This window comes from Pseudomonas sp. NBRC 111131 (assembly GCF_001320525.1).
Classification (GTDB): domain Bacteria; phylum Pseudomonadota; class Gammaproteobacteria; order Pseudomonadales; family Pseudomonadaceae; genus Aquipseudomonas; species Aquipseudomonas ceruminis.
Window position 1 is genome coordinate 118772 of sequence record NZ_BCBH01000001.1, and the last position, 19157, is coordinate 137928.

A 19157-nucleotide genomic window follows, 5' to 3' on the forward strand; every position below is an offset into this window, starting at 1 on the left:
GACTTGTCCTCTTAAAGGCCACGGGCCATGGCTTTGTCGATCAGCCAGTTGAAGGAGGGGCCACGGTCGCTGTTGACCGACGCCGGGCGCCCGGCCAGTTCAGCGGGCAGGCCGCTGTTGGGTTTGATCTGCACGCGAATGTCCGAGGCGAGGTTCTCGCCGTCCAGGCTGGCGCTGCTGACGATCTGGCCGGTGCGCACTTCGTCTTCGCCGGCCACCTGGAAGTTGACCCGGGTGCCTGGCTTGACTTCGTCGAACTGGCGGTAGCTGAAGCGTGCCTCGATCATCGGGTTAGTGGTGCGCGGGATCAGCTGGAAAATCGGCTGGCCCTTGGCGGCATACTGGCCGTCGTCCACCAGTTGGCGGGCGACCACGCAATCGCAGGGGCTGGTGAGGGTGCCGGAGAGCTGCTTGCCGAACAGTTCCTCGACCTTGGCCGGCTCCAGCTGCGAGTCGTCCAGGTGGCCTTTGAGCATGTCCAGCATGCTGGTGCTGAAGCTGGCAAGCGGCGCACCTTTCACCACCTGGCCACCGCTCTGCACCAGGCTGCTGACGGTGCCGTCACGGGGCATGGTGACGCTGGTAGTCGGTACCGCGACCACACCGGCCTCGGCATGGCTGACGAAATACATGCCGTACAGCGACTTGGCGACGAAGCCGAACGCGGCCACGCCGACCACGAACACGCCGAGGGTTACGGTCACCGCCTTGAGGCGGCCGAAGGCGGACAGGCCGGAACCGCCGTCCTTCTGCTTGCGTGCCTTGGTGAAGTTGTCGCGCTGCAGGGTGCTGAGCACATCGCCAATGCTGATCAGCTCGCCTGACAGGTGGCTGGTGATGATGTGGCGCAGGGTGGCGATGTCGCGGGGTTCAAGGTTCTGGAACTGCGCACCGGTACGGCCGTTGCTGGTGTTGTAGGAGCGTACCTGGAACTCGATGTCCATCGACAGGCCAAGGTTGTCGACCACGAACTGCAGGCGCCCGCGCAGTACTTCGCCAACCGACAGCTGCTGTTGGGTATGGAAGCTCAGGCCACCCGCGGACAGGTCGTCGACCTTCACTTCGTGGGCTTGTCGCTTGGCATCGAGGAAGCGCAGCTTGGCCGGGATGCGCACCCGCGCATGTTGGCGCTGGGCTTCGGACTCATGCACGACATTGACGTTCACGGCGGTATTCATGATGGTTTGTTCCTGTTAGTTCCGATCCGGGTTGGGCTCACACGACCATGAACAGCACAGCGACGAAGATGCTGGCAGCCGAGAAGGTCATGGTCCGCGAGGACCAGGTGTTGAACCATTGTTGAAAACTGGCGAGGTCACGCTTGAGGGCAGTCGGTTGGCGGGTCCAGGACTGCTTGTCGAGGCGGAAGAACACGTAGATCTTCATCAGCGCGCCGACGATCTGGTTGTAATAGAGGATCAGCGGGTAGGCCGGGCCGACGCTGTGCCCCGAGCACAGCAGCATGATGGTGAGGATCAGGCGGGTAATGCCGATCCACAGCAGGTACACCAGCAAAAAGCCCAGGCCGAACTTGAGGCTGGCAATCACGGCCACGGTCAGGCCCAGCAGGCTGGTCCACATCGACACCCGTTGGTCGAACAGCACGATGCTGGTGAACACACCCAGGCGCCGCATGCCCAGGCCCAGCGCGCGCGAGTTCTGCCGCAGGTTGTTGCCGTACCAGCGGTACATCAGCTTGCGGCTGGCCTTGAGGAAGCTCTTCTCCGGCGGGTGCTCGACGGTGTTGATGGCGGCGTCCGGCACGTAGAACGTGTCGTAGCCCAGGCGCATCAGGCTGAACCAGCTGGACTTGTCGTCGCCGGTGAGGAACTTGAAACGGCCCAGGCGCCAGTGCATCAGCGAGTCACTTTCGACGTCGGCGATGAATTCGGGGTTGGTCACGACGCTGGCGCGGAACATCGACATGCGCCCGGTCATGGTCAGCACACGCTTGGACAGGGCCATTGAGCACATGTTGATGTGACGCTGGGCGAAGCGCAGCTTGTGCCACTCGCTCATGATGTAGCCGCCACGCACTTCGCAGAACTCGTTGGTGGTCAGGCCACCCACGTTGGGGTACAGCTTGAACCACGGTACCGTCTTGCGAACCACGCCTTCGGCCAGCACGGTGTCGCCGTCGATCACCGCCACCACGGCATTGTCGTCCGGTAGCATCCGCGAGATGGCGCGAAAACCATAGGCCAGGCCGTCGCGCTTGCCGGTACCGGCAATGCGCACGATGTCGAGCTTTACGTGGGCTGGCGGGTTGTACTTGGCCCACAGGCTTTTCACCAGCAGCTCATCGGACATTTCCACGAGCGAGCAGACCACGGTGGTCGGGTAGCCACAGTCGATCGCCTCGCGGATCACCGAGCTGTAGACCTGGGCTGTGGTCAGGGCTTCGATACGGAAGCTGGTGACCATCAGGTAGACGTGCGATGGCGCTGCGGTCTCGCCCATTTTCTGCACCTTGCGGCGCAGGTACGGGTACACCCCGTACAGGAAGATCATGCCGCGGATGAAATGGGTGGCGCCCATGGAGTAGCGCCAGATGCCGACGGCGCCGACCAGGAAGATGAAGTGCTTCGACTGCGAGTCGAAGATGTCGGCCGGCAAGGCCAGGGCGATCAGCATGAGCAAACTCATGTAGAGCAACCAACCGGCGCACTGCAACAGCACGTTCTGCAGCCTTTGCATGTTCAGCATCCGTCGAGAATTCTTGAAGGAAGGGCAGCGCAGGGTGGCCTGCGCTGCCCGGCCGAGGGCTTACCAGCAGATGCCTTCGGTTCGGCTGGTCGGGCAGGTGGTCTTGCCCATGAAACCGACCAGGTCAATCACTTGCTTGCCGGCCGGCGCGTGCTCGGCAAGCGCACGGAACTGCTCGTCGCGGTTGCCCAGGACGATGATGTCGGCGTTGTCGATGACCTTCTGGAAGTTGGCGTTGAGCAGTGAGGAAACGTGCGGGATCTTCGACTCGATGTACTCTTTGTTGGCCCCGTGAACGCGGGCGTACTCGACGTTCTCGTCGTAGATGTCCAGTTGATAGCCCTTGCCGATCAGGCGCTCGGCCAGTTCCACCAGCGGGCTTTCACGCAGGTCATCGGTGCCGGCCTTGAAGCTCAGGCCAAGCAGGGCCACCTTGCGCTTGTCGTGCGCTTCGATCAGTTCGAAGGCGTTCTGCACCTGCGACTCGTTGCTGCGCATCAGCGAATCGAGCAGCGGTGCCCGCACGTCGAGGCTGGCGGCGCGGTAGGTGAGGGCGCGTACATCCTTGGGCAAGCACGAGCCGCCGAAGGCAAAACCTGGGCGCATGTAGTACTGCGACAGGTTCAGTACCTTGTCCTGGCAGACCACGTCCATCACATCGCGGCCGTCGACACCGACCGCCTTGGCGATGTTGCCGATTTCGTTGGCGAAGGTGACCTTGGTGGCGTGCCAGACGTTGCAGGTGTACTTGATCATCTCGGCGACTTCGATGGGCTTGCGGATCACCGGTGCATCGAGTTCTTCGTACAGGCTTTGCAGCACATCGCCGCTGGCGCTGTCCAGTTCGCCAATGACGGTCATCGGTGGGTGGTCGTAGTCCTTGATCGCGGTACTTTCACGCAGGAACTCAGGGTTGACGGCCACGCCGAAGTCGATACCGGCCTTTTTGCCCGAGCAATCTTCGAGAATCGGGATGACCACGTTCTTGACCGTGCCTGGCAGCACGGTGCTGCGCACCACGATGGTGTGGCGGCGGGTGGTGTCACGCAGCACATACCCGATTTCGCGGCACACCGATTCGATGTACTCCAGCCCCAGGTCGCCGTTTTTCTTGCTGGGGGTGCCGACGCAGATCATCGATACGTCGCTGGCGCGGATGGCTTCGGCGAAATCGGTGGTGCCGCGCAGCCGGCCGTTGGCGATGCCTTGTTGCAGCAGTGCTTCCAGGCCAGGTTCGACGATGGGCGACTTGCCCTGGTTGATCAGGTCGATTTTGGTGCGGGACACGTCCACACCGATCACGTCATGACCTCGCGCCGTCAGGCAACCTGCACAGACCGCACCCACATAACCCAAACCAAAGATGCTGATACGCATCGCTATCACCTCATGTGTTTATCACGCCAGCTCTTCCGGGAAGAGCCGGACCGGATTGATTAACAACAGTTTTAAGGCGCACGGCTCCCTGGCGAATGCACACTTCACCGCGCGCAGGCATGAATAAATCTGGAGCGCACAACGTTATGCACTCAAAGTAGGCAGTTATTAGCCGTTTATTTAAAGGCGTGCCCTGAAATGCAGCCGTCTTCATTGCAATGCGCTACTTGGCGCGTTGCTGTGCTTGTTTTTTCAAGTGGAAAAACCCTTTGAAATCAACCACTAGGACGAGTTAAAGGGGGCGCGACTCTCCTGCATGGACAGGGCGTTCAGGGGAACCTGTGGCACCTGTAGAAGTTGTTGGGGCGGGTGTTTGATACCTGCCGGTTGTCATCTGTAAGTCATCTCTCACACCGTGAGTGCATGAAATTCGTTACGGCACTATGAGCGATAGGTCATAGGAGAAGTTCCTGGGTGGGTTCGGCCTCCATGAAAGATTTCTAAATAATTTTTCAGTGGCAAATACTTTCATATTGATAGCACGCAGGTCTTTTACCCCTGTGTATAAAGGGCGAGCGTGAAGCGGGATGTTTTAATGCCAGCATCGAAAAAATTTTTTCAAAATTCGTCAAAAAAGTACGAACGGTCTTATGACGTTTGGCGATAAAGATAGGGTTGACGGTTTTGTGGCGCCATTTGTTTGGCATGGTGGCGCTATGGTTCGCGGTTTGCAGGCTGTAGTGAAGGCGGTTTGCCTGCAGCGTTGGCCGCGTTAGCAGGGGGGAAGGAGGAAGGCGCTCGATTGGGCAAGCGTTGGGCTGAGCACCGTAGAAAAGCTTGTTCGCAAGATCGAATAGCTACAAAGCGCGGAGCGCTTGCGGGCGCGATAGCGCAACCCAGGGGCCTGAATGCTCCCCCAAGCTGGCTACCGCGGCTTGGGCAATCAATCGGCAGGCTGGTCGCGCAAAAACACCAGGTGATCAGGTTTGGACTGCTCTGCACTGTAGTAGTAGCCCTGCACAGCAAATGCCTTGAGTTGCTCCGGGTCATTGATGCGCTGCTCGATCACGAAGCGGCTCATCATGCCCCGGGCTTTCTTGGCATAGAAGCTGATGATCTTGTATTGGCCGTTCTTGTAGTCCTTGAAGTCGACGTTGATCACCCGAGCCTTCAAGGCGCTGCGTTTCACCGCGCTGAAGTACTCATTGCTGGCCAGGTTCAGCAACACGTCGTCACCCTGTTCGGCCAAGGCCTGGTTCAGCCATTCGCTGATGCGCGTACCCCAGAAGGCATACAAATCCTTGCCGCGGGCGTTGGCCAGTTTGGTGCCCATTTCGAGGCGGTAGGGCTGCATCAAGTCGAGTGGGCGCAGCAGGCCATAGAGGCCGGACAGCATGCGCAGGTGCTGTTGGGCATAGGTGAAGTCGTCTTCGCCCAGGGTTTCTGCATCCAGGCCGGTGTACACATCACCTTTGAAGGCCAGCAATGCCTGCTTGGCGTTGGCCGGGGTGAAGTCCGGGGTCCAACTGCCGAAGCGTGCGGCGTTAAGGCCGGCCAGCTTGTCCGACAGGTGCATCAGCTCGCTGATCTGTGCAGGTGACAGTTCGCGCAGTTGCACGATCAGTTCCTGGGAGTCGTCCAGGTACTGGGGCAGGGTGAAACGCTCGGTCACCGGTTTGGTGTCGTAATCGAGGGTCTTGGCGGGGGAAATCACCGTCAGCATCGGGTCGGCTCCTGGAATGGTTGCCGGGGATTCTACGGATCGGGGAGGGGAACGCCAAACTATGACGACAATAGTCACAGACCATCGCCGAAGCAGGCGCTATAGTGCGCGTTTCGTTGTCACGGAGAGACCGATCGTGCGCATTGCCGCTGCTTTGCTGGCCTCGTTGTTGAGCTGGGTCGTCCAGGCTGCCCCTGTTCCCCCGGCCAGCCTCGACCGCAGCCTGTGGCCGGAGCAACTGGACAGCCCAGCGCTGTTCGATGTCGCCTCGCGCGCGGAGATTCTTTCATTTGCCCGGGTATTGCATGAAAGCGAGCTGCTTGATGACGGTGCACTGGCGGCTCGCCTGGGCTTGCGACAGATCAACCTACAGAAGATACGGGCCCTGCGGGCGCGCATGTGGCAGCGGCTGTGGCAGGGTTACCAGCAGGCGCAGCGCAGCTGCGAGCAGGATGCCTCGTTCTGCTATCTGGTCGAATCCATGGCTGATCTGCGCACAAAAGCAGCTACGTTCGCCGCTGATGTCGGCACGTTTTACACCGGCTGGATCGAGCCCAGCCACCAGTTTCATGTGCGCTATCTGAATGAGCAGTTGCGCAAGGCAGCGGTGTTGCCGCAGATCAGCAGTGAGGTTGAACGGCTGTCCAACCGTGAACGCAACGGCGACGAATTGAACGACCGTATGTTCCTGCTCTCGTTCGTGGGGGGGCCTGGGCCTGAGGGGGGGACCACCGATACGCTCACGGCCTATCTGCGCAAGCAGAAGATGCAGGGCACCTTCTTCGTGTTGGGCAACCGCTTGCAGCAGCGCCGCGACGCCGCGCCTGGCAACGCCCTGGGCGAGCTCTACCGCGGGCAGTGCGTGGGTATACAAGGCTGGGAGTACCGCTCCCATGCGCAATGGCAGGGCTGGCAGGATTCGCTCAAGCGCAGCCAGGCGCGGGTCCAGGCAGACCTGCCTGAGCAGTACGTGCCGCTGTTCCGCCCCCCCTACGGACAGCGCCGGGCCGATGGCGAGGCGTTCATGGCCAGCCAGCAGCTGCAGGTGTCGCTATGGGATATAGATGGACAGGATGATGGCCCGCTGACGGCTGAGGCCTCGGCCCAGCGGGTGGTGACCTTGATGCTGCTGTGGCGCAAGGGGGTGATCCAGTTCCATGATGCCCTGCCCAAGGCGCAGACGGCGGTCGAATGGCTGCTGCGCAACACCGCCCAGAGCGGTATCGGTTGGGAGGATTGCCACGAATATGCCGCGCACGAATAGCGGGTCTGACTTCTGACTGTAGTCCCGTCTGGCCCGAGCGCCAAGGGCTGTTCGTCAATCGGAAAAATAAACTTCACCAGCACGTAAAAATGCTTTTTTTAGTCATCGTTTTTGCTGTATGAAGAAACCAGACAGCCGATTCCTGCAGCACAGGTGGCGTCATCCAGGCCCACCTTGCCAGGTTCACTTCCCGCCCGTAGCAACGCGGATACGGGGAGAACGGCAGTCACTCTGCGGCGCAGCAGACCGCGCCGTGTGGCTTCGACATAAGGTGACCCGAGTATGGATGACCAAGGACGCAACCCTTCCTCCAGCAAGCCAATCCTCTATGTGCTCGATACCAACGTCCTGATTCACGACCCCAACGCTTTGCTCAACTTCGAGGAGCACCACGTCGCCATTCCGATGACGGTGCTGGAGGAACTCGACAAGCTCAAGACCGGTAAACAGACCATCGCCGCCGAATGTCGCCAGGCCATCCGCCTGATCGACCAGACCCTCGGTGACGCTTCGCCCAGCGATGTCGAGCAGGGCGTGCCGATCCAACGTAACAAGAGTGGGCCCAAAGGCTTCCTGTCGATCCTGATGAGCCCGCGCAACGAACCGAACAAGCTGCTCCCGGAAACCCTCAACGACAACATCATCATCAACCAGTTGCTGGAACTGCGGGCCAAGCGCACCGACCTGGACGTGGTGCTGGTCACCAAAGACATCAACATGCGCCTGAAGGCGCGCGCCTGTGGTATCGCGGCCGAGGACTACAGCACCGACCAGTTGGTGGATGACGTGTCGCTGCTGTCCAAGGGCTACCACTCAGTCTCCGGCTCGTTCTGGGACCGGGTTAGCAAGGTCGATACCCGCCAGGAGCGTGGCCGCACCTGGCATCGTGTGCAATTGATCGACAACCTGCCGGCGGTGCACGTCAACGAGTTCATCATCGATGAGCAAGGGTTCGTTGGCTGGATCAAGGGCATACGCAACGACGAGTTGCTGCTGCTCGACCTGCACCAGGAGCCGCTGCTGCACCAGGAGGCCTGGGGGCTGAAGCCGCGGGACATCCATCAGAGCCTGGCGCTGTTCGCCCTGCTCGACCCGGATATCCACCTGGTCAACCTGACCGGTGCCGCCGGTTCCGGCAAGACCATCCTGGCCTTGGCCGCGGCGATCGAACAGACCATGGTCAGCAAGCGCTATCGGCGAATCATCGCCACCCGTAGCGTACAGGGGCTGGACCAGGAGATCGGCTTCCTGCCGGGCACCGAGGCGGAGAAGATGGAGCCTTGGCTGGGCGCCATCACCGACAACCTCGAAGCCTTGCACATGGATGATGAAAGCACCCATGGCAGCGTCGAATACATCCTCGAGCGGGTACCGCTGCAGTTCAAGTCGTTGAACTACATCCGTGGCCGCAGCTTCCAGCAAAGCCTGATCCTGATCGACGAGTGCCAAAACCTGACGCCGCACCAGATGAAAACCATCATCACCCGTGCCGGCTCTGGCTCCAAGGTGGTCTGCCTGGGCAACCTGGCGCAGATCGACACCCCCTACCTGTCCGCGACCAGCTCGGGCCTGACTTATCTGACCGAGCGCTTCAAGGACTTCCCCCATGGCGTGCACATCACCCTGCAGGGCGTGCCCCGCTCGGTGCTGGCCGAGTACGCCGAGTCGCATCTGTAAACCTTTCGAGCCGGGCGGTGCGCCGCCCGGCCTCGTTAGGGGTTCGACCCGCGAAGAGGTCACCACTGCCAGTACATTCCGCTGCTCAAACCTGACCCACAGGTTTACACTTTGGGTTCCCTTCACAGGAGCAGAGCAGTGCTGACACATCTTGATTCCCAGGGGCGGGCCAACATGGTCGACGTCACTGAAAAAGCCGTGACCGAGCGCGAGGCCACTGCCGAGGCGCGGGTGCGCATGTTGCCGCAGACCCTGCAGATGATCGTCGACGGCGAACATCCCAAGGGCGATGTGTTCGCCGTGGCGCGCATTGCCGGGATCCAGGCGGCGAAGAAGACCAGTGACCTGATCCCGTTGTGCCATCCGCTGATGCTGACCAGCGTCAAGGTCGAGCTGAGCGCCGAGGGGGCAGATGCCGTGCGTATCGTCGCCCGCTGCAAGCTGGCAGGGCAGACCGGGGTGGAGATGGAAGCACTGACCGCCGCCAGCGTTGCCGCGTTGACGATCTACGACATGTGCAAGGCCGTGGACAAGGGCATGGTGATCGAGCAGGTGCGCCTGCTGGAGAAGGTAGGCGGCAAGAGCGGCCACTACAAGGTGCAGGCGTGATGAATGTGAAAGTGATGTATTTCGCCCGTTATCGCGAGTGCCTCGGCGTGGATGCCGAGCGCCTGGACGGTGACTTCAAGGTGGTTGACGATGTGCGCCAGGCCCTGGTGGCCAAAGGCGGTCAGTATGAGGTGCTGGCCGAGCAGAACCTGATGTGCGCACGCAACGAGGAACTGTGCAGGCTCGACGAGCCGCTGCAAACAGGCGATGAGGTGGCGTTCTTCCCACCGGTAACCGGAGGCTGAAGATGGCGGTGCGAGTGCAGGAAACGACGTTCGACCCGGGGTTTGAGGTCAACGCCATGCACGCCGCCAATGTCGGCGTGGGCGCCGTGGTCGGCTTTGTCGGCTATGTGCGTGATTTCAACGATGGTCGGGACGTGGCGGGCATGTTCCTCGAACATTACCCCGGTATGACCGAGAAAGCCCTGGCCAAGATCGTGGTCGAGGCCGAGCAGCGCTGGCCCTTGCTCAAGGTTGAGGTGTTGCACCGCATCGGTGCGCTGGAGCCGGGCGAGCCGATTGTGTTCGTCGGTGTGGCCAGCGCCCATCGGCAGGCAGCATTCGATGCCTGCAACTTCATCATGGATTATTTGAAGACCCGGGCGCCGTTCTGGAAGAAGGAGAATACCCAGGAGGGGCCGCGGTGGGTGGAAGGCAAGCAGAGCGATCAGGAAGCGGCGGGGCGATGGTAGAGAAGGCGTAGCTCTTCAGGGCCAAGCCCTGGATCGCCGGCAAGCCGGCGATTGGGCTGCAAAGCAACGCTGCATCAGTGATGCTTGCGCGGCACCGGCTTCAGCAGTTCATCCGGCGGCATCTCGCACTTGATCTTGCGCCCCAGCAGGGTTTCGATAGCGGGCAGCTGGTACGAGTCATCCTCGCCGGCAAAGCTGATCGACACACCGCTGGTACCGGCACGGCCGGTACGGCCGATGCGGTGCACATAGTCGTCCGGGTCTTCCGGTAGGGTGAAGTTGATCACGTGGCTGATGCCGTCGATGTGAATGCCCCGTCCCGCAACGTCGGTGGCCACCAGTACGGTGATGCGGCCTTCACGGAAGCTCTCAAGGGTACGGATCCGCTTGTGCTGCGGTACGTCGCCCGACAGCTGGGCCGCATTGATACCGTCGCGCACGAGCTTTTCCTCGATGCGTCGCACTTCGTCCTTGCGGTTGGCAAACACCATCACCCGTTCCCACTTGTTCTGGGTTACCAGGTTGTACAGCAGCTTGTACTTGTCGCTGCCGGCTACCGCGTACACGTGCTGTTCCACGGTTTCGCTGGCGACGTTCTCTGGCTCGATCTCGACGATGGCCGGGTCGGTGGTCCACTGCTTGGCCAGGTTCATCACATCGTCGGTGAAGGTGGCGGAAAACAGCAGGGTCTGGCGTTCGCTCTTGGGCGGGGTCTGGCGAATGATCTGCCGTACCTGGGGAATGAAACCCATGTCGAGCATGCGGTCGGCTTCGTCCAGCACCATCACCTCGACCATGTCCAGGTGCACTTCGCCGCGCTGGTTGAAGTCCAGCAGTCGCCCTGGGGTAGCCACCAGGATGTCGCAGTGGCGTGCTTCCAGGGCCTTGAGCTGCTTGTCGAAGTCCATGCCACCGACGAAACTCATCACGTTCAGGCCGCTGTACTTGGTCAGGGCAGCGGCGTCCTTGGCGATCTGCACCACCAGCTCGCGGGTCGGCGCGATGATCAGTGCACGCGGCTCGCCCATATAGCGTTCCTTGGGCGGCGGCGTTTGCTGCAACTGGGAAATGATCGAGATAAGGAACGCGGCAGTCTTGCCGGTGCCGGTCTGGGCGCGGCCGATAGCATCTTTGCCGCGCAGGGTGTAACCCAGTACCTGCGCCTGGATCGGCGTGCAGTACGGGAAGCCCAGGTCGTGGATGGCGTGCATCAGCTCGTTGGAGAGCTTGAAGTCATGGAAGCGGGTCTTGCCTTCCTGCGGTTCGACGACGAAGTCTTCCGGTTTCCACAGGCTGGCCTGGGGTTTGGGCTTGCGTTCGCGGCGCGGTTTGTCCTTGGCCGGCTTTTCGGCATGTGGCGCGGCGGCGTGCGCTTGGGTTTTGTCGCCGGTGTGGGTGCGCGGCTTGTCGTGCTGCGGCGCGTGCTGAGCCAGGGGTGCTGCGGCAGGCGCAGGCGGCGTGACGCTGGCAGCAGGAGCGGCGGCCTGAGGCGCGGCGTCTCCCTTGCCGAATATTTTCTTGAGTGCCTTGAGCACGATCGTCTCGTCAACTGGTTAAGGAATGTACGCCCGGCAGTGTAATGCAAGAACCGGGCGCGGCGTAGCGGAATACGCCCACAACTACAGGCGAGCCCTGCTTATTGCAATTGCTTGCTCAGCCAGTCGTGGATGTCGCTCAACTCTTCGACCGCCACTTCATGTTCCATCGGGTATTCATGCCAGCGGGCGGCCACACCCCAGCTGTTGAGGTACTCGAAGGCGGTGCGGCCCATGGACGGAATCACCACGGGGTCGTGCACGCCATGCAGGCACAGGGCCGGGGTGCGTTGCTGGCAGGCGCTCAGTTGATGGGTTTCGCTGAAGGTCGGTGCATAGGTGGACAGGGCGATCACACCACCCAGCGCTGCCTGCCACTTTATATAGGCGGTGTGCAGCACCACGGCGCCACCTTGGGAGAAACCGGCCAGGAAAATGCGCGCCAGGTCGATACCCTTGGCTTGCTCGGCTTCGATCAGGGCGATGATCTGCTCGGCCGATTGCTCCAACTGCGCCTCATCGATGGCGCGAGCGGGGGACATGGCCTTGATGTCGTACCAGCTGGGCATTTCATAGCCGCCATTGATGGTGACCGGCCGGGTGGGTGCCTGGGGCATGATGAACCGGGTGCTGAGCAGACGCTCTTGCATGAATTCGGCAACCGGTAGGAAGTCGTAACGGTCTGCGCCCAGGCCGTGCAACCAGATCACACAGGCGTCTGCGGTTTTCTGAGGTTCGAGAATCAGCGGGTTGGTCATGACTGCTCCGAAAGTGTGCGCGCTTTATTCTGAAGTGCGTAAAAAAGAGGCGTTGGAATTAATTGTCAGAAAAAGAATGTCGCAACAATACAACTTTTGCTACTTGACGACTGCTTAAACGCTACAGCCTTCGAGTGTGGTACGCGCTTTGCTATGGAACCTTCGACGCGAAGGGATAAACCCAGACGGTAACACCCTTTGCGAGTGAAGGCTGTCATAGAACAGCCCATTGCGCCAATTGACCCAATAACAAGCCAGCACGGGTCGGATGCGCCTCATAAGGGTGCGGTGCAATTCCGGCTCGGTACAACAAGAGCGATTTGGAGGTTGTGAATGAAGATGTTGAAAACCACCCTGGCAGTCCTCACCGCTGCCGCCGCATTGGGCGCGGTGAGCAATGCCCAGGCCGGCGCCACGCTCGATGCGGTGAAGAAGAAGGGCTTCGTCCAGTGTGGCGTGAGCGACGGTCTTCCAGGCTTCTCGGTACCTGATGCCAAAGGCACCATCGTCGGTATCGACGCCGATGTCTGCCGCGCCGTGGCCGCCGCAGTGTTCGGCGACGCCACCAAGGTCAAGTTCAGCCAGCTCAACGCCAAGGAACGCTTCACCGCCCTGCAGTCCGGCGAAGTCGATGTGCTGTCGCGCAACACCACCTGGACCAGCTCGCGTGACGCTGGCATGGGCCTGGTGTTCGCCGGTGTCACCTACTATGACGGCGTCGGCTTCCTGGTCAACAAGAAGCTCGGCGTGTCCAGCGCCAAGGAGCTCGATGGCGCGACCATCTGTATCCAGGCCGGTACCACCACCGAACTGAACGTGTCCGACTACTTCCGCGCCAATGGCCTGAAATACACGCCGATCACCTTCGACACCTCTGACGAAAGCGCCAAGTCCCTGGAATCCGGCCGTTGCGACGTGCTCACCTCGGACAAGTCGCAGCTGTTCGCCCAGCGGTCCAAGCTGGCCGCACCGACCGACTATGTGGTACTGCCGGAAACCATCTCCAAGGAGCCGCTGGGCCCTGTGGTGCGCAAGGGCGACGAGGAGTGGTTCAGCATCGTCAAGTGGACCCTGTTCGCCATGCTCAACGCCGAAGAGGCGGGCATCACCTCGAAGAACGTCGAGGCCGAGGCCAAGTCTACCAAGAACCCGGACAATGCCCGCCTGCTGGGCGCTGACGGTGAGTACGGCAAGGACCTCAAACTGCCCAAGGACTGGGTAGTGCAGATCGTCAAACAAGTGGGTAACTATGGCGAAGTGTTCGAGAAGAACCTGGGCCAGAGCACTGATCTGAAGATCGACCGTGGCATGAACGCCCTGTGGAACAACGGCGGCATCCAGTACGCACCACCGGTGCGCTGATAGCTGCACCCTGCGGCGGCATCCCGCCGCCGCAGGCTGTTCGAATCCCTACTGTCCGGGGCACTTCATGCAAAATCGAATCGGCGCACAAAAGGGGCCTTCCCTGAGCGATCCACGTGTGCGCGCGTGGCTGTTCCAGATCCTCACGATCGTCCTTGTGGTGGGTTTGGGCTGGTACCTGTTTCACAATACGCAGACCAACCTGCAACACCGGGGGATTACCTCTGGCTTCGACTTTCTCGACCGCAGTGCCGGCTTCGGCATCGCCCAGCACCTGATTCCTTATGTGGAGTCCGACAGCTATGCACGGGTGTTCGTCATCGGCTTGCTCAATACCCTGCTGGTGACCTTCATCGGTGTGATCCTGGCTACGGTCCTGGGTTTCATCATCGGCGTGGCGCGGTTGTCACCGAATTGGATGATCAACAAGCTGGCGACGGTGTATGTCGAGACGTTCCGCAACATCCCGCCACTGTTGCAGATCCTGTTCTGGTACTTCGCGGTATTCCTGACCCTGCCGGGGCCACGGGGCAGCATCAACGTCAACGACACCTTCTTCATCAGCAACCGGGGCCTGAACATGCCGGGGGCCTCCATGGCAGACGGCTTTTGGCCGTTCGTCATTGCCCTGGCCCTGGCGATCGTCGCGGTTGTGGTGATGGTGCGCCAGGCCAACAAACGCTTCAACGAAACCGGTCAACCGTTTCACACGTTCTGGGTGGGGCTTGCGCTGTTCATCGGCATCCTCGGCGCCTGTGTGCTGGTGTTCGGCAACCCCGTGCATTGGGAAGTACCGCAACTCAAAGGATTCAACTTCGTTGGCGGCTGGGTGCTGATCCCCGAGCTGCTGGCGCTGACCCTGGCGCTGACCATCTATACCGCTGCGTTCATCGCAGAAATCGTGCGTTCGGGTATTCGTTCGGTCAGCCACGGCCAGACCGAGGCCGCCCGTTCGCTCGGTCTGCGTGAAGGCCCGACCCTACGCAAGGTGATCATCCCCCAGGCGCTGCGCGTGATCATCCCGCCGCTGACCAGCCAGTACCTGAACCTGGCGAAGAACTCCTCGCTGGCCGCCGGTATCGGCTACCCGGAGATGGTGTCGCTGTTCGCCGGGACGGTGCTCAATCAGACCGGCCAGGCCATCGAGGTGATCGCCATCACCATGAGTGTCTATCTCGCCATCAGCATCAGCATTTCGCTGCTGATGAACTGGTACAACAAGCGCATCGCGCTGATCGAGCGGTGAGGATACGCCCGTGAATGCCCATGTTTTCAAACCTGACATGCCGCCACCGGTGAAGACCGTCGGCGTGCTCGCATGGATGCGTGCAAACCTGTTCTCCAGCTGGCTCAACACCCTGCTGACCCTGTTCGCCGTGTACCTGGTGTGGCTGATCGTACCGCCACTGGTGCAGTGGGCGTTCATCGATGCCAACTGGGTCGGCACCACCCGTGCCGACTGCACCAAGGAGGGGGCCTGCTGGGTGTTCGTGCAGCAGCGTTTCGGCCAGTTCATGTATGGCTACTACCCGGTGGAACTGCGCTGGCGTGTAGACCTGACCGTGTGGCTGGCGGTGCTCGGCGCGGCGCCGCTGTTCATCAGGCGCTTCCCGCGCAAGGCGGCGTATGGCCTGTGCTTCCTGGTGCTGTACCCGATCCTGGCCTACCTGCTGCTGCACGGCGGCAGCTTTGGTCTGCAGAACGTCGCAACCAGCCAGTGGGGCGGTCTGATGCTTACCCTGGTGATTGCCACGGTGGGCATTGTCGGCGCCTTGCCGCTGGGCATCCTGCTGGCACTGGGGCGGCGTTCGCGCATGCCGGCAGTGAAGGTGGTGTGTGTGACCTTCATCGAGTTCTGGCGCGGCGTGCCGCTGATCACGGTGCTGTTCATGTCGTCGGTGATGCTGCCGTTGTTCCTGCCCGAAGGCATGAGCTTCGACAAGCTACTGCGGGCCATGATCGGCGTGATCCTGTTCCAGTCGGCGTACGTTGCCGAAGTGGTGCGTGGCGGCCTGCAGGCCATCCCCAAGGGCCAGTATGAAGCGGCCGCAGCCATGGGCCTGGGCTACTGGCGCTCGATGGGCCTGGTGATTCTGCCGCAAGCGCTCAAGCTGGTGATCCCCGGCATCGTCAACACCTTCATCGCACTGTTCAAGGACACCAGCCTGGTGATCATCATCGGCCTGTTCGACCTGCTCAACAGCGTCAAGCAAGCCGCTGCCGACCCGGCCTGGCTGGGCATGGCCACTGAAGGCTATGTGTTCGCTGCCCTGGTGTTCTGGATTTTCTGTTTCGGTATGTCCCGCTACTCCATGCACTTGGAGCGCAAGCTGGACACTGGCCACAAGCGTTAGGAGTTTCTATATGAGTGAAGCGATCAAGCAGCCTGCCGGCCCCGAAGGCATCATCCAGATGCAGGGCGTGAACAAGTGGTATGGCCAGTTCCATGTGCTCAAGGACATCAACCTGAACGTACGTCAGGGCGAGCGTATTGTGTTGTGCGGGCCGTCCGGCTCGGGCAAGTCCACCACCATCCGCTGCCTCAACCGCCTGGAAGAGCACCAGCAGGGGCGCATCGTGGTCGATGGCGTGGAACTGACCAACGACCTCAAGCAGATCGAGGCGATCCGCCGTGAGGTGGGCATGGTGTTCCAGCACTTCAACCTGTTCCCCCACCTGACCATCCTTGAGAACTGCACCCTGGCGCCCATGTGGGTACGCAAGATGCCGCGGCGCAAGGCTGAGGAGATCGCCATGCACTACTTGGAGCGTGTGCGTATTCCCGAGCAGGCGCACAAGTTCCCCGGGCAGTTGTCCGGTGGCCAGCAGCAGCGTGTGGCGATTGCCCGGGCGCTGTGCATGAAGCCGAAGATCATGCTGTTCGACGAGCCGACCTCGGCGCTCGACCCGGAGATGGTCAAGGAAGTGCTCGATACCATGGTGGGGTTGGCCGAGGACGGCATGACCATGCTCTGCGTAACCCACGAAATGGGCTTTGCCCGGACCGTGGCGAACCGGGTGATCTTCATGGACAAGGGGGAGATCGTGGAACAGGCGGCGCCGGATGATTTCTTCGACCGGCCGCGCAGTGACCGGACCAAGTTGTTCCTGAGCCAGATCCTGCATTGATGCAGGCGGGGCCGCTTAGCGGCCCAATCGCCGGCCAGCCGATCCAAAGCGCAAGGCTAACCCTGCTTGATGTGGGAGCGGGCTTGCCCCGCGAACACCGGCGACGCCGGTGCCAGCATCGTTTGCAAGCGACGAGGGTGCTCCCGCTGCGCCAGCCCTAGGCCTGGCTCGCAACACCGCGGTCTTTACTTTTCTTCCTGAGTCGCCGCCGGGGCTGGCGGTGGGCGCAGCCCTACCTCGGCCACCAGCTTCAGCTGTTGCCCATTGCGCACCACCTCGATGGTGATCTTCTCGTTGGGCTTGATCCGCGCCACCTGGTTCATCGACTTGCGCCCATCACCTGCCGGTTCGCCATTGATGCTCAGGATCACATCACCCAACTGCAAGCCTGCCTTCTGCGCCGGCCCGTCACGGAAAATCCCCGCCACTACGATCCCTGGGCGGCCCTGCATGCCGAACGATTCAGCCAGCTCCTGGCTCAAAGGCTGAACTTCAATGCCCAGCCAGCCACGGATCACCTGGCCATGCTCGACGATCGACTTCATCACCTCCAGGGCCAGTTTGACCGGGATGGCGAAGCCAATGCCCTGTGAACCGCCCGACTTGGAGAAGATCGCGGTATTGATGCCCACCAGGTTGCCGTTGGCATCGACCAGTGCACCGCCGGAGTTGCCAGGGTTGATCGCGGCGTCGGTCTGGATGAAATCTTCGTAGTTGTTCAGACCCAGCTGGTTGCGGCCAGTGGCACTGATGATGCCCATGGTGACGGTCTGGCCAACGCCGAAGGGGTTGCCGATGGCCAGCGTGACGTCACCGATGTGGATGTTGTCGGAGCGGCCGATGGTGATCGCCGGCAGGTTCTTGAGGTCGATCTTCAGTACCGCGAGGTCGGTCTCAGGGTCGCTGCCGATCACCCGCGCCAGGGTTTCGCGACCATCCTTGAGCGCAACCACAATCTGGTCGGCGCCGCTGGTGACGTGGTTGTTGGTCAGCAGGTAGCCTTCAGGGCTCATGATCACCGCCGAACCCAGGCTCGACTCCCAGCGCCGCTGCTTGGGCAGGTTATCGCCGAAGAAGCGGCGGAACTGCGGGTCTTCGAACAGCGGGTGGGCGTTCTTGTTCACTACCTTGGTGGTGTACAGGTTGACCACCGCCGGGGCGGCCAACGTCACGGCGTCGGCGTAGGACACCGGGCCCTGCATGATCTGCGTGGTCTGTGGCGCCTGTTGCAGGTTGACATCCTGGCTGGGCAGGCCGACCCACTGCGGGAAGCGCTGGATGATCAGCATGGCGATCAGTACGCCGGTGAGCAGGGGCCAGCCAAAGTAACGCAACGCCTTGAACATGAATGAATCCTGGAAAGAGCACAGGCCAGCGGCCGCGCAGTGGGGCATGAACGCGCGCGATCATACACCGGTTCCCCCAGTGCCGGCGACGGCCCATAATGGCCGGCATTATACGGGCGTTCGCTAAGCGTTGTGCCCGAGAAAAGCGCAGTTTTCGAGGAGATTTTCATGGCCGTCGCTCTAACCACCCTGGTCGAGGAAGCCGAGCGCTACCTGGGCAGTGCGAAGATCCAGGACTATTGCCCCAACGGTCTGCAAGTCGAAGGCCGGCCGCAGGTCAGCCGTATAGTCAGCGGTGTAACGGCCAGCCAGGCCCTGTTGGACGCCGCCGTCGAGGCTGAGGCCGACCTGGTGCTGGTGCACCATGGTTACTTCTGGAAGGGCGAGAATCCGTGCGTCACCGGCATTCGACAGCGCCGCCTGAAAACCTTGCTGAGCAACGATATCAGCCTGTTGGCGTTCCACCTGCCGCTGGACGTGCACCCGGAGGTGGGCAACAACGTGCAGTTGGCGCGGCAGCTGGAGATCATTGTCGAAGGGCCGCTGGACCCAGAGAACCCCAAGGTGGTCGGGCTGGTCGGCTCTCTGGCCGAGCCGATGACCGCACGGGATTTCGCCCGGCGCGTGCAGGAAGTCCTGGGGCGTGAGCCGTTGTTGGTCGAAGGTGACGACATGATCCGCCGAATCGGTTGGTGCACCGGCGGCGGGCAGGGTTACATCGACACCGCGATAGCGGGCGGGGTGGACCTGTACCTGACCGGTGAAGCGTCCGAGCAGACCTATCACAGCGCACGCGAGAATGGGGTCAGCTTCATTGCCGCCGGGCATCATGCCACCGAGCGCTATGGGGTGCAGGCGTTGGGCGATTACCTGGCGCGGCGGTTTGCCGTTGAGCACCTGTTCATCGACTGTCCGAACCCGATCTGAATCGGTGTTGCCTTCTTCGCGGGCACGCTTACCGGGGCCGCGCGGCCCCT

17 protein-coding genes are annotated in these 19157 nt (G+C 61.4%); 10 read left to right on the forward strand and 7 right to left on the reverse strand.

Translation table 11 applies throughout. The features are described from left to right. Positions 1-11: 11 nt before the first annotated feature. The 4 genes from APH34_RS00550 to yaaA all read right to left on the reverse strand — a co-directional run bounded on the left by APH34_RS00550 (position 12) and on the right by yaaA (position 5806). Complete coding sequence (locus APH34_RS00550; protein ID WP_054899223.1) at positions 12-1178, reverse strand: alginate biosynthesis protein Alg44; 1167 nt, start codon at positions 1176-1178, stop codon at positions 12-14. Positions 1179-1215: 37 nt separating this feature from the next. Then, a complete protein-coding gene (locus APH34_RS00555) occupies positions 1216-2697 on the reverse strand; it encodes a glycosyltransferase family 2 protein (RefSeq protein WP_082422703.1) in 1482 nt (493 codons plus the stop codon). A 69-nt stretch (positions 2698-2766) separates the two neighbouring features. After that, the gene (locus tag APH34_RS00560; RefSeq protein ID WP_054899225.1) at positions 2767-4083 is read right to left on the reverse strand and encodes a nucleotide sugar dehydrogenase; all 1317 of its coding nucleotides are present in this window, start codon (positions 4081-4083) and stop codon (positions 2767-2769) included. A 943-nt stretch (positions 4084-5026) separates the two neighbouring features. Next, on the reverse strand, positions 5027-5806 hold the full coding sequence (gene yaaA / locus APH34_RS00565) for a peroxide stress protein YaaA (RefSeq protein ID WP_054899226.1): 780 nt from the start codon (positions 5804-5806) through the stop codon (positions 5027-5029). A 136-nt stretch (positions 5807-5942) separates the two neighbouring features. On the opposite strand from yaaA, the gene APH34_RS00570 reads away from it, so the two are divergent. From APH34_RS00570 to moaE, 5 genes are all read left to right on the forward strand, one after another. Next, positions 5943-7070, forward strand: a complete 1128-nt coding sequence (locus APH34_RS00570; protein WP_054899227.1) for a polysaccharide deacetylase family protein — start codon at positions 5943-5945, stop codon at positions 7068-7070. A 282-nt stretch (positions 7071-7352) separates the two neighbouring features. Then, positions 7353-8747 (forward strand): PhoH family protein, encoded by a 1395-nt coding sequence (locus APH34_RS00575; RefSeq protein WP_054899228.1) that lies wholly within the window; start codon positions 7353-7355, stop codon positions 8745-8747. A gap of 138 nt (positions 8748-8885) precedes the next feature. After that, positions 8886-9356, forward strand: coding sequence for a cyclic pyranopterin monophosphate synthase MoaC (gene moaC / locus APH34_RS00580; protein ID WP_054899229.1), 471 nt, complete (start codon positions 8886-8888; stop codon positions 9354-9356). Then, complete coding sequence (gene moaD, locus APH34_RS00585) at positions 9356-9601, forward strand: molybdopterin converting factor subunit 1 (RefSeq protein WP_054899230.1); 246 nt, start codon at positions 9356-9358, stop codon at positions 9599-9601. The genes moaC and moaD overlap by 1 nt, the downstream gene beginning before the upstream one ends. Before the next feature lie 2 nt (positions 9602-9603). Next, a complete protein-coding gene (gene moaE, locus APH34_RS00590) occupies positions 9604-10050 on the forward strand; it encodes a molybdopterin synthase catalytic subunit MoaE (protein WP_054899231.1) in 447 nt (148 codons plus the stop codon). 74 nt (positions 10051-10124) lie between these two features. Here moaE and rhlB read toward each other — a convergent pair whose 3' ends face one another. Together rhlB and APH34_RS00600 are read right to left on the reverse strand one after the other, a co-directional pair. Next, positions 10125-11585, reverse strand: coding sequence for an ATP-dependent RNA helicase RhlB (rhlB, locus tag APH34_RS00595; RefSeq protein WP_054899232.1), 1461 nt, complete (start codon positions 11583-11585; stop codon positions 10125-10127). Between the two features lie 101 nt (positions 11586-11686). Then, positions 11687-12343 carry an alpha/beta hydrolase gene (locus APH34_RS00600; protein ID WP_054899233.1) on the reverse strand — a complete coding sequence of 219 codons (657 nt, stop codon included), beginning with the start codon at positions 12341-12343 and terminating at the stop codon, positions 11687-11689. Between the two features lie 333 nt (positions 12344-12676). Here APH34_RS00600 and APH34_RS00605 point away from each other — a divergent pair, with 333 nt between their 5' ends. The 4 genes from APH34_RS00605 to APH34_RS00620 all read left to right on the forward strand — a co-directional run bounded on the left by APH34_RS00605 (position 12677) and on the right by APH34_RS00620 (position 16834). Beyond that, positions 12677-13705 (forward strand): amino acid ABC transporter substrate-binding protein, encoded by a 1029-nt coding sequence (locus APH34_RS00605; RefSeq protein ID WP_054899234.1) that lies wholly within the window; start codon positions 12677-12679, stop codon positions 13703-13705. 67 nt (positions 13706-13772) lie between these two features. Further along, positions 13773-14951 (forward strand): amino acid ABC transporter permease, encoded by a 1179-nt coding sequence (locus tag APH34_RS00610; RefSeq protein ID WP_054899235.1) that lies wholly within the window; start codon positions 13773-13775, stop codon positions 14949-14951. Between the two features lie 10 nt (positions 14952-14961). Then, positions 14962-16059 (forward strand): amino acid ABC transporter permease, encoded by a 1098-nt coding sequence (locus APH34_RS00615; protein WP_054899236.1) that lies wholly within the window; start codon positions 14962-14964, stop codon positions 16057-16059. A gap of 10 nt (positions 16060-16069) precedes the next feature. Further along, positions 16070-16834, forward strand: a complete 765-nt coding sequence (locus APH34_RS00620; protein ID WP_054899237.1) for an amino acid ABC transporter ATP-binding protein — start codon at positions 16070-16072, stop codon at positions 16832-16834. 185 nt (positions 16835-17019) lie between these two features. Here APH34_RS00620 and algW read toward each other — a convergent pair whose 3' ends face one another. Then, entirely contained in the window at positions 17020-18180 is a 1161-nt protein-coding gene (gene algW, locus APH34_RS00625) for a Do family serine endopeptidase AlgW (protein WP_054899238.1), read from the reverse strand. A gap of 168 nt (positions 18181-18348) precedes the next feature. Between algW and APH34_RS00630 the strand changes: the two genes are divergently transcribed. Further along, positions 18349-19107 (forward strand): Nif3-like dinuclear metal center hexameric protein, encoded by a 759-nt coding sequence (locus tag APH34_RS00630; RefSeq protein ID WP_054899239.1) that lies wholly within the window; start codon positions 18349-18351, stop codon positions 19105-19107. Positions 19108-19157 lie beyond the last annotated feature (50 nt).